Origin of the sequence: Macellibacteroides sp. (genome assembly GCF_050251695.1) — a bacterium.
GTDB classification, from domain to species: Bacteria; Bacteroidota; Bacteroidia; order Bacteroidales; family Tannerellaceae; genus Macellibacteroides; species Macellibacteroides fermentans.
In genome coordinates, this window is record NZ_JBFWMI010000022.1 from 24,405 (window position 1) to 39,633 (window position 15,229).

Sequence of the window (15,229 nt, forward strand, 5' to 3'; positions counted from 1 at the left end):
GCGAATTTAAAGATTTAGAAAGTAAGATTTACACCTAACGTAAATGTTCTTGCTTTAGGGAAGAACTGTCTTGGTTCGAGACCCGGTGATAAACCGGCTGCTTCGGCAGACTGACCAGAACGAACGATTTCCACTTCAGGATCCAGGCCTTTATAGCCAGTTATTACAAACAGATTCTGTGCAGCAACATATACACGGGCCTTATCCAGCCAATTCACATTCTTCGTATTGAACGTATAACCCAAAGAAAGGTTATCCAAACGTACAAAAGAGGCATCTTCCAGGTAGTATGAACAAATACGTGGAGATTCTTTCAGGTCGTAAATCAATGGATCATCCAATGCGTTTGTTCCAATAAGGTAAGCCGATGTTCCGTAAGCCATACGAGGACCGTTCAATACATCGTTTCCGATTGTTCCGCGAAGGAAGAAACTTAAATCCCAGTTCTTCAATGTAAATGAATTGTTGATACCGAAAGTTAGGTCGGGCTGAGCGCTACCTACATAAGTACGGTCGTCTTCCGAAATCTGTCCGTCTCCATTAACATCTTCAAAAACATATTTACCGTTTTCGTCGATACCGTTGCATTTAAGCATAAAGAATTGTCCTACCGGACGTCCTTCTTCAATTACGTGAGAGGTTGTTCCCGAACCACCGCGAATCCATGGATCACCGGTATAGATACGGTTGGTAGTATAAATCTCGCTGGATAGTTTGGTAATCTCGTTTTTGTTATGCGACAAGTTTACAGACATGTTCCAGTTAAAATCTTTCTTACGGATAACACCGATATTAAGTAACAATTCGATACCCTTGTTGGACATATCACCCACATTGGCCATCATTGAACCGTAAACATACGGAGGAGTTGGAACGCTGTAGGTATAAAGCATATCCGAAGTACGCTTGTCGTACCATTCCAAAGTACCACCCAGGCGACCGTTGAACAAAGTGAAATCGACTCCCACATTTAACATGGCGGTAGATTCCCACTTTAGATCCGGGTTGGCATTCTGGTTGATCTTGTAGGCAGTAAGCCAGCTTCCGTTATTATAGTACTGACCATCGGCACCGTACAATTGCAATGTTTTATAGGGCTGAAGTCCGTCCTGGTTACCAGTTACACCATAACCGGCACGCAGCTTAAGGTCGTCCACCCATTTAACATCTTCCATGAAAGCCTCTTCAGAGATACCCCAGGCAGCAGAAGCCGACGGGAATGTACCCCATTTATTGTTGGCACCGAACTTAGACGAACCGTCGCGACGTACGGTAGCAGTAATCATATAACGTTCTTTGTAGCTATAGTTTGCTCTGGCAAACAAAGAGATCAGACGATACTGGTTGCGTTCCGACTCTACATCGCCCTGTTTCAGACCCTGACCGGATTGCAGGTTATTGTACTGCAAATCGTCGTTCACAAAGTTACGGTTCTGGGCATGGAACATGGAATATTCGTTTTCTTCCCATGAGTAACCAATCAAACCGTTTACCTTATGCTCTTCATTGTCGCCCAACGTACGGTTGTAATCGGCCGTCCACTCCATCAGGTTACGATCCCAGGCACGGTTCTGTTTCTTGGCAAAACCCTGGTCCTTGTATCCCATTGATGTGGCAGAGTGTGTATACTGGCTGAATTCTCCGTTAAAGCGGCTCTTGTACAAGCTAGCCTTCACATTCAAACCTTCCATCAATAAGAATTGAACATCTCCGTTTGCATAGAAATAATTCATTTTATTCTTCATGGTATTCAAATCCTGGTTCTGAACCGGGTTACCCTGGTCGTATTCCTTGTTTACCTTGGTAAAATAGGTTCCGTCTGCATTAAATACAGGATATACAGGCAACATACTGTAAGCCAGTACGAAGTTATCGCCGTTAGGAACCTGGTTATCCGTAAGTGTTGCCGAACCGGTCAACCCGATTTTCAAGCGGTCATTGATGGCACGCTGAGAGAACTGGAAACGGAAGCTGTATCTTTCCATGGCATTGTCGCGCATGATACCGTTGCGATCCAGGTAAGAGAAGGAGGCGCGATAGTTACTCTTGGAACCACCGCCGGACATGGATACACTGTGATTCTGAGAAATACCGGTACGGGTCATTTCGTCGAACCAATCGGTATCGGCACCATACAAATCGTAAGTAGAGGTTTCCAGACTCTTGCTGTTTGCATACGCACGCCATTGGTCGGCATTCATAAGATCGGGCTTATTAGCCATCTGATCCATAGCTACATAACCGTCGTACGAGATCATAGTCTTGGATCCTGAACCACGTTTGGTAGTAATAAGTACAACACCACCGGCCGAACGAGAACCATAGATAGCAGCCGAGGAAGCATCCTTAAGTACAGAGATAGACTCGATATCGGAAGGAGAAACCGTCGACATGTCGCCACCCGGTACACCGTCGATAACGATAAGCGGACCCTGGTCGTTCTGCAGAGTGGAAGTACCACGCAAACGCATGGTGTTACCTCTTGTAACATCACCGGAACCGGAAGTGATAACCAAACCGGCAACCTTACCTTGCAACAAGTCGGTTGCATCGCGCGTAACCCCTTTGTTGAAGCTCTCTTCCGTTACGTTGGCCACAGAACCGGTAATTTCCTTACGGGTCTGCGTACCGTAACCGATAGCCACTACTTCACCTAAGTTTACTACGGATGGTGATAAATTCGCATTGATGCTGGTACGTCCTTTCACTGTTTCTTCCAGTGTGGTGTAACCGATAAATGAGAACTGAAGCACAGATCGTTGTGCATTGGGAACTGTTAATGTAAAATTTCCATCCAGATCTGTGATTGTACCGTTGGTGGTACCTTTTTCTACAACATTGGCTCCGATAATTGGTTGGCCTGTTTCATCTAAAACCTTTCCCTTAACAGTGCTTTGCTGAGCAAAAGCGGCAGTCATGCAAAAGGAAATCAACACAGAAAGTATTCCTACTCTCAAATGTATGAAAGAACTTAATGCTTTCTTTCGTTGCATAATACATTTTTTTTAGGTTAACAATAAAACTAAATACTGATTTCTTCTTATTGAGAAGATTAAACGTTGTAAATATAAGGATAATATTTAACATTTTTATAATACAAATATCAATTAATGTAAAAATATTCTGCAAACGTTTGCGGAAACACAAACAGCAGATTCTTATCTGATAAGATATCTAAAAGATAGCATACTGATTCAGATACTCATTAATTGAATGAATAACACACATTCCTTCCCGATAAGTTTGCGTCTACAAATCGGGCACTTTTACAACATATTTATACCTTTGCAAAATGAACAAACAATCTCTTTCTATATATGTATGGCTAAGCATTTGCCTGGTACTGCTCTTTGCCGGGAGTCTGGTGTATGGTGCCGTATCCATTCCTTTGGATGCCGTGGCCGATATTTTAATGGGAAATGAAACCGTAAAGGAATCGTGGAGGCAGATTCTGTTGAATTCACGCCTCCCGCAGGCAGTTACCGCCTTACTTGCAGGGGCTTCGCTTGCGGTGAGTGGACTACTTCTGCAAACTTTGTTTAAGAATCCGCTGGCCGGTCCCTCCATTTTAGGTATCAGCGACGGTGCAAACCTGGGTGTTGCAGCGGTGATGCTTTACTTTGGAGGCACCCTCAATATGGTAAATTCACTCCCCATGAGCGGCTATCTGGCTATTGTGGTGGCCGCCTTTGCCGGAGCATGCCTCATCCTTGGCATCATCATCTTCTTTTCCACCAAAGTGAAGAGCAATGTTATGTTGCTCATTATCGGAATCATGGTGGGATATATGGCCTCTTCGCTGATCTCAATCCTCAATTACTATGCGTCGACCGACAAGGTGCATGCCTTTGTGATGTGGGGTATGGGTGACTTTTCGGGAGTATCCAGTCAGCAGTTACCCTTTTTCACAACCTGTTCGCTGGTGGGTTTACTCCTTTCCATATTGTTGATCAAGCCGTTGAACGCACTCCTTTTGGGAGAGATGTATGCCGCCAACCTGGGCATAAAGGTAAAGCGAACCCGGGTTTTGATTCTGCTTTGCACCGGGATTCTTACTGCTACGGCCACGGCTTTCTGTGGTCCCATTTCCTTTATCGGACTGGCAGTACCGCATATTGCCCGGTTATTGCTCGGTTCTTCCAACCATAAGCTATTGTTGCCTGTTACATTGCTGACGGGTAGCTGCGTTGCGTTGCTGTGTAACATTGTAATGGTCCTCCCGGGAGGGAACGGTATCTTACCGCTCAATGCGGTGACTCCCCTCATCGGGGCACCCGTTATTATTTATGTAATCATGAACCGCAAAAACATTCAATACTTCAACTAATTGACTATGAATTATATCCCTGCTATAGAGACGTTCGATCTGGAGATCGGGTATTTACTGAAAGGCAAGAAAAAGAAGCTCGTCAACGAGGGACTTCAGCTTTCGCTGAAGCCCGGGGAGGTGACCTGCCTGCTGGGATTGAACGGTGCGGGAAAGTCTACGTTGCTGCGAACGCTTTGTGGTTTCCAGAAGCCGCTGGCCGGAAGTATCCATCTGCAGGGTAAACCGCTGACCGATTATTCGCAGCGGCTGTTTTCTCTTACGGTTGGGGTGGTTCTTACGGAAAAGACCAATGCCGGAGGTATTACGGTTTACGAACTGGTTTCGTTGGGCCGACATCCCTACACGGGTTTCTTCGGCCAACTGAAGAAGAAGGACCACGAAATCATCAGACAGTCGCTGGAAGCTGCGGGGATTAGTCACAAGGCAAAAAACTATGTGTCGGAATTGAGCGACGGTGAACGACAGAAGGCCATGATCGCCAAGGCACTGGCTCAGCAATGTCCGCTTATCCTCCTCGACGAGCCAACAGCTTTCCTGGATGTGACCAGCCGCATCGAGACAATGGTGTTGCTCCGTAAGCTGGCGCGCGAGCAGCACAAGGCCATATTATTATCAACCCACGACCTGGATCTGGCCATTCAGATGGGCGATTGCATCTGGCTGCAGGCCAAAGGGAAGCCCATTATCAGCGGCACACCCGAAGACCTCATCTTATCGGGCCATTTCGCCTCCTTCTTTGGCAAAGAAGAAATTTCCTTTGATGCAACCACCGGTAAATTACAGGTACAAGCCAACACAACCCCCATTGGGATTGAAGGCGAAATGGTTACCAGCTACTGGGCGGGCAATGCCCTGATCCGGAATGGATACCGGCCTACGGCACCTCGGGAGGGATGTCCGCATATTATTTGCACCAATCCCCATAGCATTGAAATCCGTCTCCCGTCGGGAGAGGTAAAAACGGCAACGAATATTGCCGAGATGCTGGAGGTACTCTGACATTGTTCCAAATCAATCCGAATGAATCCCTATGGATAATGCAATAACGGCCCGGCTGGCTAACGAGAAAATACCCAAACTGCTCTATCATTATGCGGTTCCGGCTGTAATCGGCACCCTGGTGAATGCCCTGTATAATATCGTAGACCGTATCTATATCGGTCAGGGGGTAGGCGCTATGGCTCTCTCGGGGTTGGCACTCACCTTCCCGATCCTTCTTTTCCTGCAGGCATTCGGTATGTTGGTAGGAGCCGGAAGCTCTGCCCGTATTTCCATCCATCTGGGGAAAAGAGAGGTCGACAAAGCCGAGAATGTTTTGGGAAACGCCCTGATGCTTACCCTGATACTGACCTCCTTCTCCGTCATTGTATCTCTGTCGTTTCTTAAAGAACTTCTTATCTGGTTCGGAGGCAGCGAACAGACCATCCCTTACGCCATGGATTATCTCTATATAACCATTCCGGGCAATCTGCTGGCTACGTTCAGCTTTGGATATAATGCCATCATGCGTGCATCCGGTTATCCACGCAAGGCCATGGTCACCATGCTTATCGGTGCCATTCTGAACGCTGTGCTGGATCCTATTTTTATATTTGGATTCAACATGGGTATCCAGGGGGCAGCCATTGCAACGGTTATATCCATGGCGGCAAGCGCCCTGTTCGTTCTGAATCATTTCTTACAGAAAGACAGCATTGTACGTTTTCATCGCAAGTACTTTAAACTCAAGCTCCCTATTGTACTGGCAATTGTAAGTATCGGGATGTCTCCTTTTGCCATGCAGCTGGCCGGAAGCATGGTGAATGTGCTGATGATTAATGCCTTAAAGACCCATGGAGGAGATTATGCTGTGGGAGCCAACGGTATTATAACCAGTTTTGCCCTGCTGCTGATGATGTTCATTCTGGGATTATCGCAAGGCATGCAGCCCATTGTGGGATTTAATTACGGAGCCGGCAACATGGACCGGGTGATGAAGACCCTTCGTCTGGTTATTTTGATTGCCACTGCGGTTACCGGAATCGGATTTATCGGCAGCTGGTTCTTCCCTCACCTCATCGTGAGGGCGTTTACGAACGATCCGCTCATGCTTTCCATCTCTTCCAATGCCCTGCGGCTGTCGCTCATGGCCTTTTTGGTTGTAGGTTCGCAGGTTGTAATCGCCCAGTTCTTTCAGAGCATCGGGATGGCCTGGATATCCATGGTGCAGAGTATCAGCAGGCAATGCCTGTTCCTTATTCCGGCTTTGCTTATTTTACCCGATTATTTCGGACTGGACGGTGTATGGCTGGCTTCGCCGGTATCTGACGTAATAGCAGCCCTTACGGCCTGGTTGTTTCTTTTCTTTCAGATCAAAAAAATAAAAAGAAATTGATTTATTGGCTGCAGGCCTGTATCTTTGTACCTTGTAAACAGTAAATAGTTCAGGTATGCAACTTTCAATAGATCAGAAAGATTTGAATAAGTTACTTATGGTTGGAGACAAAGTCTTGATTAAACCTAAGAATCCTCAGAGTCAGACGAAGACAGGTCTGTACCTACCCCCATCGGTACAGCAGGGAGAAAAGATACAAAGCGGCTACATTATCAAAGCCGGACCGGGATATCCGTTACCGTCTACCTCCGAAGAGCATGAAGTCTGGCAAAAGAAAAAGGAAGAAGGGGTACAATACCTTCCGCTGCAGGCAAAAGAGGGAGATTTGGCCGTCTACCTTCAGAACGCTGCCTACGAAATCTTTTTCGACGACGAAGCCTATCTGATTGTACCGCATTCTGCCATCCTTATGTTGGTAAGAGATGAAGGTTTGTTTGAATAACGTCAATTATTTTATCAAATGACTGTCAAATACGTAGATTTTGCGTATTTTTGCCAAAAATATACAAACACAGACTATCAATTAGAACTTTCTTAATGAACAAAATTGTAAGTAAAGAGCATTTTTCTGCCAATGTGGTAAAACTGGAAGTTGAAGCCCCATTGATCGCTCGTTCACGCAAGGCAGGTCACTTTGTGATTGTCAAAGTGGGAAAAACGGGAGAACGTATTCCGCTTACCATTGCTGCTGCAGACACCGAAAAGGGTACGATCACCCTGGTTATACAAACGGTAGGCGAATCTTCACGCAAGCTATGCGAATTAAACGAAGGAGATTACATTACCGACCTGGTTGGTCCCCTTGGTCAGGCTACCCACATCGAAAAGGTGGGAACCGTTGTATGTGCCGGCGGAGGTGTGGGCTGTGCGCCCCTTCTGCCCATTGTAGAGGCAATGCACAAGGCAGGCAACAGGGTAATTGTTGTTTTGGCCGCAAGAAGCAAGGATCTGGTTATTCTGGAAGAACAGATGAAAGCCAATTCCGACGAAGTGATTGTAATGACCGATGATGGTTCTTACGGGAAAAAGGGACTCGTTACCAACGGTATCGAAGAGGTAATAAACCGCGAAGAGGTAAACCTTTGCGTTACAATCGGTCCGGCTATCATGATGAAGTTCGTATCATTACTTACCAAGAAGTACAACATTCCTACCGTTGCATCTTTAAACACCATCATGGTGGATGGGACCGGCATGTGTGGTGCATGCAGGGTTTCGATCGGAGGCAAAACAAAGTTTGTTTGTGTTGACGGTCCGGAGTTTGATGCCCATCAGGTAGATTTTGATGAGATGATAATGCGCCTGGGTGCATATAATGGTCTTGGTAAAAAATAAAATTAAGTAGGCTACTATGACAATCGAAGAAATTATTGCAGCCCGTCGTGCCCAATCATGGAGAGAAGAGCTACGCAAAAGCAAAAAGAATAAAGAAAGAACGGATATTCCCCGTGTTCACATGAATGAACTGGATCCGGAATACCGCAGCCACAATAAAGAAGAGGTAAACCTGGGATTGACAGCCGAGCAGGCCATGATGGAAGCCCAACGTTGCCTGGACTGCCCCAACCCCACCTGTATGAACGGATGTCCGGTTAGCATCAACATACCTACATTCGTAAAGCAGATAGAGAAGGGCGACTTTCTGGAGGCAGCTAAGACGCTGAAGGAAACCAGCGCACTACCCGCCGTATGCGGCCGGGTTTGTCCGCAGGAAAAGCAATGCGAAAGCCAGTGTATCTACACACAGAAACTAGGCAAAGAGGCTGTAGCCATTGGTTACCTGGAACGTTTTGCCGCCGATTACGAAAGAGAAAGCGGACAAATATCCATCCCGGTCATTCCCGAGAAAAATGGAATCAAAGTGGCTGTTATCGGTTCCGGACCAGCCGGATTATCCTTTGCGGGGGATATGGCACAGCGGGGGTACGATGTTACGGTATTTGAAGCACTCCATGAAATCGGAGGGGTATTGAAATACGGTATTCCCGAATTCCGTCTGCCCAATCAGATTGTGGATGTGGAAATCGACGTATTGCGCCAAATGGGTGTGCAATTCATCACCAACTGCATCATTGGAAAGACTATCAGTCAGGAGCAACTTCAGGCAGAGGGATTTAAAGGTATCTTTATCGCCAGCGGAGCGGGCCTTCCAAACTTTATGAATATACCGGGCGAAAACCTGGTGGGTGTGATGTCGTCCAACGAATACCTTACCCGTGTTAACCTGATGGACGCTGCTAATCCTGAATCGGATACGCCAGTATTTATGGGAAAACGTGTAGCTGTAATCGGAGGTGGTAACACGGCGATGGACTCGGTACGTACAGCGAGACGTCTGGGTGCAGAACGTGCCATGATTGTTTACCGCCGCAGCGAAGAAGAGATGCCGGCCCGAATCGAAGAGGTTAAACACGCCAAGGAAGAGGGTATTGAATTCCTTACGCTGCATAACCCCATTGAATACAAAGGCGACGCACGTGGCAGGGTAACGCATATGGTTCTTCAAAAGATGGAACTGGGCGAACCGGATGCTTCCGGCAGACGGAAACCGGTGGTTATTGAAGGAGCGATCGAAGAGATTGAAGTAGACGAGGTTATTGTGAGCATCGGGGTTTCCCCCAATCCGCTGATCCCTCAGTCTTTCAGCGGCCTTGATGTAACCAAATGGGGAACCATTGTGGTGAATCAGGAAAGCATGCAATCGGCTGTAAACCATATCTATGCCGGAGGCGACATAGTACGTGGCGGAGCAACGGTTATCCTGGCTATGGGAGACGGACGCAAGGCCGCTGCTGCCATGGATGCAGATCTGAAAAAATAAATTCTACGTTATACGGAAAGGGGCGCTCTGGACGGGTGCCCCTTTCTTTTTTCAACCTTTTCCTTCCGGGACTGTTATTTACACAATCGGTCTGCTTGTTGCAGAATCCGTTCAGGTTCGTTATATTTGCAAAAATTAGAAGCAATGCCCACGTTCTTTATTATTATCTTTTCCGTGTACCTTCTCGGAAATGCCTATATTTTCTACAAAGGGTGGCAGGTTATCAAAACCTTTCCAACGGCTGGAAAGATTGCGGCCGTTACCGCCTTCTGGTTCATGGCGCTTGCCGTATTCGGCGTATTTCTTTTACGGGACCTCAACCTCCCCTATCAGCTGATGCATTGGATACACCTGCTTGGCACAGGCTGGCTGGTCTTCACCCTGTACATGGTGATGCTTCTGTTATTGCTTGACATCCTTCATCTTTTCAAGCTAAGGATAAAGCATAGCTTTTTGTATGCCACAGCCCTTATTTCAATGGTTCTGGCCTATGGATACTACCAATACAAACATCCGGAAACCAACGTTATCAACATAGTTATCAACAAGCCTGCGAAAAGTTATCAACAGCTTAAAGTGGTAGCTATAAGCGATATACACCTTGGATACGGAACCGACAAGGAACAACTGAAAGACTACGTAGATCTCATTAATGAACAACGTCCGGATCTGATCCTTATCGGGGGCGATCTCATTGATAACAGTCTCCATCCGGTACTGGACCAACGCATGGAGGAGGAGCTGAATCTGCTGCATGCACCGCTGGGCGTATACATGATTCCGGGTAATCACGAATATATAAGCGGCATGGAAGCCAGCCGCGACTTTATAGCAAAGACCAGCATTGTTCTCCTGCAGGACAGCGTGGTAACCCTTCCCAACGGAATCCAGCTGATCGGGCGCGACGACGCCAACAACCGTAAACGGGAAAGTCTGGATTCGCTCGCAGCACAGGTGGACACTTCCCTGCCTGTAATCATGCTGAACCACCAACCCTTCGAATTAGACAAGGCGGTTGATGCGGGCATAGATCTGCAGTTCAGCGGACATACGCACAGGGGACAGGTATGGCCTATGACATTGGTGGTGGACCGTATGTTTGAACTTAGTCACGGATACAAAAGGAAAGGTAACACCCATTTCTATGTCTCTTCGGGCTTGTCCCTTTGGGGACCACCCTTCCGCATCGGCACACAAAGTGAAATGGTGGTATTCAATATAACCTTTTCGCAGGCAGACAAAGGGTAACGAACGCTAAAAACCGGTACAGATGAAGGTATTTATACAGGCCATAGTCGGACAATTACTGTTAAGTTCCTATATATTTATACGGGGATACCAGGCTATTCCTCCAACAAAGAAGTGGAGGGTTCCATTCACTCTGTTCTTTATTCTGGAAATATCACTTTATCTTACCGGATTCTTCTTTCGCAAGAGCCTGCCAGACAGCATATTTATCCCCATCATGCAAATATGCAACACCTGGTACATCGCCTCCCTGTATCTTACGATGAGTCTGTTGGTGCTGGAGCTGATCCGCTTCCTGAACCGGTATATTCCGCTGATTCCTCAAGTGATAAAAAAGAACTATGCGAAAACCAAACTGATTCTCTTCTTTACTATCACCGCCGGCGTAACGGCTCTAATGTTCAAGGCCTACCATACCGTAACCCATCCGGTAGTAAGGCATGTATCGATCACGCTGCCTAAGAAGGGAAGTACCCGCGACAGTCTTAAGATCGTAATGATGAGCGATCTGCACATAGGCGAAACCATCAACCGGTCGCTTGTACACAAGTATGTAGCGTTGGCTAACGAACAGAAGGCCGATCTGGCCGTATTGGTGGGCGACATCATGGATTACGAGTCGCGAATTGCAGTAAACCAGAAGGTTGAAGAGGAGCTACGGCAAATTCATGCTCCGCTGGGTACCTATATCGTATTGGGTAACCACGAGTACAGAGCCAACATCAATGCCAAACACAAATGGCTTCTTCAAACCGGCGGAACCTTGCTGATTGATTCGGTGGCCATGCCTGACTCAACCTTTTACCTGATTGGCAGAGACGATCTGGTAAACAAAAAAAGGAAACCGCTTCATTCACTTACCAAAGACCTTGATCCTGATCTGCCCGTCATCGTTCTGGACCATCAACCGCTGGCTTTCAATGAAATGGTGATGAACAAAGCCGACCTGGGATTACACGGCCATACGCACAACGGACAGTTTTGGCCCTATCCGCTTATCATGAAACTGATTTTTGAATGTCCGTATGGATATTATAAAAAAGGAGACACACAATTTTATGTCTCCTCGGGTATCGGATGTGCCGGTCCCCCCTACCGGGTGGGAACCGTTTCCGAACTTGTAGTATTGCATATTACTTTCCGATAGCAGAAAGCGCTGCTGTTGGAACTGAAAGCGTTGTTTGATAAAGGGAAGGATTTCCCAACACCTCCAGTGCTTTGTCCAACACCTTGTCCTTTTTAAGGCTCTGTATCAATTCTCCCTTCTGATAGAAGTAACGTTTTACGATCTCGGCCGAGAGCAACTCGGTTATCTGATCCTTAAAGCGATCCAGGTCGCGGTCCAGGTTGGGCGTAAGCTTTGCCTCCAATGCCTTGAACTCGTCCGACGATTCATCCAGGTAGCCTTCAAAGCCAGCCACCTCTTTCAGGTTCTTGAGCAGCTTCTCACTCTGGCGGTCGTAGGTAAAGTTCTTTTCTTTGGCAAACTTCTTGAACTCTTCGTAATCTGCATCACTTAACCGGAATGATTCGATCGTTCCGATGGAAGGATGACGCTGGGCCCACTCTGTGGCAAAGTCGAAAGCAACCATATCAGCCACCAGGTAATACATGATGGTAGGCACTTTAGCCTCTTCCACCTCAAAATCCGGACGCACACCTCCGCCGTCACGCACCAGTCTGCCTTTGGATGTATTGAATACGGTAGTCAGGCTATCCGGTATACGGGCAGCACTTCCGTCGGGGTTCTTGTGCGAGTAATCGATGGCCTGGATGCAACGGCCGCTGGGGATATAATATTTAGACATGGTAACCTTCAGATTGCCATTATAAGGCAGTTCACGGGTAGACTGTACCAAGCCTTTCCCGAAGCTACGCTGACCAACCAATACGGCACGGTCCATATCCTGTAAGGCACCGGAAACAATTTCGGCAGCCGACGCAGAACCTCCGTTGATAAGCACGGCAATAGGCATCACCGTATCCAACGGTTCGGTAGCGGTACGGTAGGTACGGTCCCATTGTTTGATCTTACCTTTGGTAGAAAGCACCACCTCCCCTTTAGGCACAAACATACCAACGATCTGAACAGCACCGTCCAGCAAGCCACCACCGTTATTACGCAGGTCGAATACCAGCGACTTGATATGATGATTCTTCTTCAGGTCTTCGAAAGCAGCCTTCACCTCCTGGGCACTTTTATCGGTAAACCCTTTCAGGTAGATATATCCGATGCTGTCGTTACGAACACCGTAGTAAGTTACCTGATCTACCAACACCTGCTTGCGGATAAGTTCCAATGTACGGGGTTTCTTTTCGTTGGGACGTTGAATCTTTAAAGTCATCTTCGTATTAGGCTTGCCTTTAAGCAATTCGCTCACCTTGTCGGATGTCATTCCGGTTAGGTCCGTACCGTCTATCACCAGCAGTTTATCTCCGGCCTTTAGTCCGGCCAGTGCCGCAGGCATCCCTTCGAAAGGCTCAATAATGTACACGCCACCGTCGCGTTCGCGAATGAACGAACCGATACCGCCGTATTCGCCGGTAGTGATGAATTTGAGGTCGCCCATCTCCTGTTCAGGAATGTATTCCGTATACGGATCCAACGTGGAGAGCATCGCATCGATCCCTGTTCTTACCGTCTTTTCCACATCGACGGAATCCACGTAAAACATATCCACCTCTTTTACCAAGGCATTAAATACATCCAGATTCTTACTTACTTCGAAGCGATTATCGGCTTGCGACTTTCCTTCCACCGGAAGCAATATCAGAAAAAGGAGAAAAATACGAATGAGAATTTTACTTCGCTGAATCAACTTATCCATAGATTTTTTCTTAATTACTTTTGTATGCCGTAAATGTATACAATATTAGGGGTATTAGTTTAAAATATGCGCTACTTTTAACTTTATTTGTTCCCATTGATGATCTGGAATGCAGGCTCCGGACACTTCCACCACGTGCGAAGCCAACAGCGCTCCGATTCTGGCCGCCCTGTCCAATGTAGCCGATTTACTTAGCCCGAACAAAAAGCCTGCTGCGAAATGATCGCCGGCACCCGTTGTATCCACAGCCAGGGCTTTTACGGCATCAATAGGGATAACTTCGTTGCCTGTTGCCACCAACGCTCCCTCTTTACCCAGTGTAACCACTGCAATATCCACCATCTGTGCCAACCGGGATGCTGCCTCGCGGGGCGAAAGTCCGGTAAAGGAAAATGACTCCTGCTCGTTGCAGAACAGAATATCTACGTAGGCCGGAATCACCTCCTGTAACATAGCCAGGTTCGATTCCACCACATTGAAACTGGACAAATCGAGCGCCACTTTCAATCCGGCCTCTTTAGCCAGCGACAAAGCCTCGCGGAACAACGGTTCGTTTACGATAAGATACCCCTCTATGTAAATGCAGTCGTATGTACGTATAATTTCGGACTTTAATTCGGCAGGATTCAATGTGGCAGCCGGTCCGAGGAATGTAGCCATGGTACGTTCGCCGTCCGGAGTAACGAACACCGTACAGCTACCGGATATACCTTCGGTCTTCACAAAATTAGGTTCCACGCCCGCTTGTTGGAGGGCACTTTCATAGCTTTGCGCCAATTCGTCCGATCCGATTTTCCCGATATATCCCACATTGGCTCCTAAATTTGCCATTGCACGGATGGTATTACATACTGAACCACCCGGAGAAACCGACCTGGAAAGGTCTGTGCTGGCCGAACGCAAACGAATCATTTGATCTTTGTCTATCAGCTCCATAGCTCCTTTTGCTATGCCGATATCGGACAAAACCGACTCGTCTTTCACCCTCAATACCACGTCCACCAAAGCATTCCCCAAACCTATAGTTCTCATTTTTTCTTATTTTTTCTGCAAATATATTGCATATTTCGAAAACAAGACTTACTTTTGCACTGCATTTTAAGAAATGGCATCCACTTCTGACAATTGCAATTTTCTTCCTTAGCTCAGTTGGTTAGAGCATCTGACTGTTAATCAGAGGGTCCTTGGTTCAAGTCCAAGAGGGAGAGCAGAACAAACCTTGACTATGTATTTAAATTCTTCCTTAGCTCAGTTGGTTAGAGCATCTGACTGTTAATCAGAGGGTCCTTGGTTCAAGTCCAAGAGGGAGAGCAGAACAACCTTGACTATGTATTTAAATTCTTCCTTAGCTCAGTTGGTTAGAGCATCTGACTGTTAATCAGAGGGTCCTTGGTTCAAGTCCAAGAGGGAGAGCAGAATGAAGCAGAGATCTTTAAAAGATTTTCTGCTTCGTTTTTTATTCCCGGTCCGGTTTATATCTCTACATTTGAGGGAACAGTACGGATCACGACCAAATTCTGGGTCTAAGCATAAATTTTGCATAATCTGTACAGGAAGAATTTAATGTCCGTTACACCTCTAAACTGTCTTCTGAAGTCTTTTATTTTAGCATTAAAGGATTCCGCAGC

Annotated in this window: 11 protein-coding genes and 3 tRNA genes; 11 read left to right on the forward strand and 3 right to left on the reverse strand. The window is 46.8% G+C overall.

Translation table 11 applies throughout. The annotated features are described in order from the left end of the window. Positions 1-14: 14 nt before the first annotated feature. Positions 15-2,993, reverse strand: a complete 2,979-nt coding sequence (locus tag AB7E53_RS05250; RefSeq protein ID WP_446774579.1) for a SusC/RagA family TonB-linked outer membrane protein — start codon at positions 2,991-2,993, stop codon at positions 15-17. Between the two features lie 299 nt (positions 2,994-3,292). Here AB7E53_RS05250 and AB7E53_RS05255 point away from each other — a divergent pair, with 299 nt between their 5' ends. The 8 genes from AB7E53_RS05255 to AB7E53_RS05290 all read left to right on the forward strand — a co-directional run bounded on the left by AB7E53_RS05255 (position 3,293) and on the right by AB7E53_RS05290 (position 11,920). After that, positions 3,293-4,327 carry an iron chelate uptake ABC transporter family permease subunit gene (locus AB7E53_RS05255; protein ID WP_421468861.1) on the forward strand — a complete coding sequence of 345 codons (1,035 nt, stop codon included), beginning with the start codon at positions 3,293-3,295 and terminating at the stop codon, positions 4,325-4,327. A 6-nt stretch (positions 4,328-4,333) separates the two neighbouring features. Beyond that, positions 4,334-5,329 carry an ABC transporter ATP-binding protein gene (locus tag AB7E53_RS05260; RefSeq protein ID WP_446774581.1) on the forward strand — a complete coding sequence of 332 codons (996 nt, stop codon included), beginning with the start codon at positions 4,334-4,336 and terminating at the stop codon, positions 5,327-5,329. 31 nt (positions 5,330-5,360) lie between these two features. Further along, entirely contained in the window at positions 5,361-6,704 is a 1,344-nt protein-coding gene (locus AB7E53_RS05265) for an MATE family efflux transporter (protein WP_446774583.1), read from the forward strand. Positions 6,705-6,759: 55 nt separating this feature from the next. Beyond that, positions 6,760-7,146, forward strand: coding sequence for a co-chaperone GroES (locus tag AB7E53_RS05270; protein WP_079682607.1), 387 nt, complete (start codon positions 6,760-6,762; stop codon positions 7,144-7,146). A gap of 95 nt (positions 7,147-7,241) precedes the next feature. After that, positions 7,242-8,039, forward strand: a complete 798-nt coding sequence (locus AB7E53_RS05275) for a sulfide/dihydroorotate dehydrogenase-like FAD/NAD-binding protein (protein ID WP_079682608.1) — start codon at positions 7,242-7,244, stop codon at positions 8,037-8,039. A 16-nt stretch (positions 8,040-8,055) separates the two neighbouring features. Beyond that, positions 8,056-9,525 (forward strand): NADPH-dependent glutamate synthase, encoded by a 1,470-nt coding sequence (gltA, locus tag AB7E53_RS05280; RefSeq protein WP_079682609.1) that lies wholly within the window; start codon positions 8,056-8,058, stop codon positions 9,523-9,525. Between the two features lie 144 nt (positions 9,526-9,669). Then, positions 9,670-10,773: a metallophosphoesterase gene (locus AB7E53_RS05285; RefSeq protein WP_446774584.1), complete on the forward strand. Its 1,104-nt coding sequence runs from the start codon at positions 9,670-9,672 to the stop codon at positions 10,771-10,773. A 22-nt stretch (positions 10,774-10,795) separates the two neighbouring features. Then, positions 10,796-11,920, forward strand: a complete 1,125-nt coding sequence (locus tag AB7E53_RS05290) for a metallophosphoesterase (RefSeq protein ID WP_446774586.1) — start codon at positions 10,796-10,798, stop codon at positions 11,918-11,920. On the opposite strand, the gene AB7E53_RS05295 is transcribed toward AB7E53_RS05290, so the two are convergent. Together AB7E53_RS05295 and AB7E53_RS05300 are read right to left on the reverse strand one after the other, a co-directional pair. Next, positions 11,907-13,601, reverse strand: a complete 1,695-nt coding sequence (locus AB7E53_RS05295; RefSeq protein WP_446774588.1) for a S41 family peptidase — start codon at positions 13,599-13,601, stop codon at positions 11,907-11,909. The genes AB7E53_RS05290 and AB7E53_RS05295 overlap by 14 nt on opposite strands. A gap of 54 nt (positions 13,602-13,655) precedes the next feature. Then, positions 13,656-14,633 (reverse strand): adenosine kinase, encoded by a 978-nt coding sequence (locus AB7E53_RS05300; protein WP_068183158.1) that lies wholly within the window; start codon positions 14,631-14,633, stop codon positions 13,656-13,658. 102 nt (positions 14,634-14,735) lie between these two features. Between AB7E53_RS05300 and AB7E53_RS05305 the strand changes: the two genes are divergently transcribed. The 3 genes from AB7E53_RS05305 (at position 14,736) to AB7E53_RS05315 (ending at position 15,014) form a co-directional block, all read left to right on the forward strand. After that, positions 14,736-14,809, forward strand: a tRNA-Asn gene (locus tag AB7E53_RS05305). A gap of 29 nt (positions 14,810-14,838) precedes the next feature. Next, a tRNA-Asn gene (locus AB7E53_RS05310) sits at positions 14,839-14,912 on the forward strand. A gap of 28 nt (positions 14,913-14,940) precedes the next feature. Next, positions 14,941-15,014, forward strand: a tRNA-Asn gene (locus tag AB7E53_RS05315). Positions 15,015-15,229 lie beyond the last annotated feature (215 nt).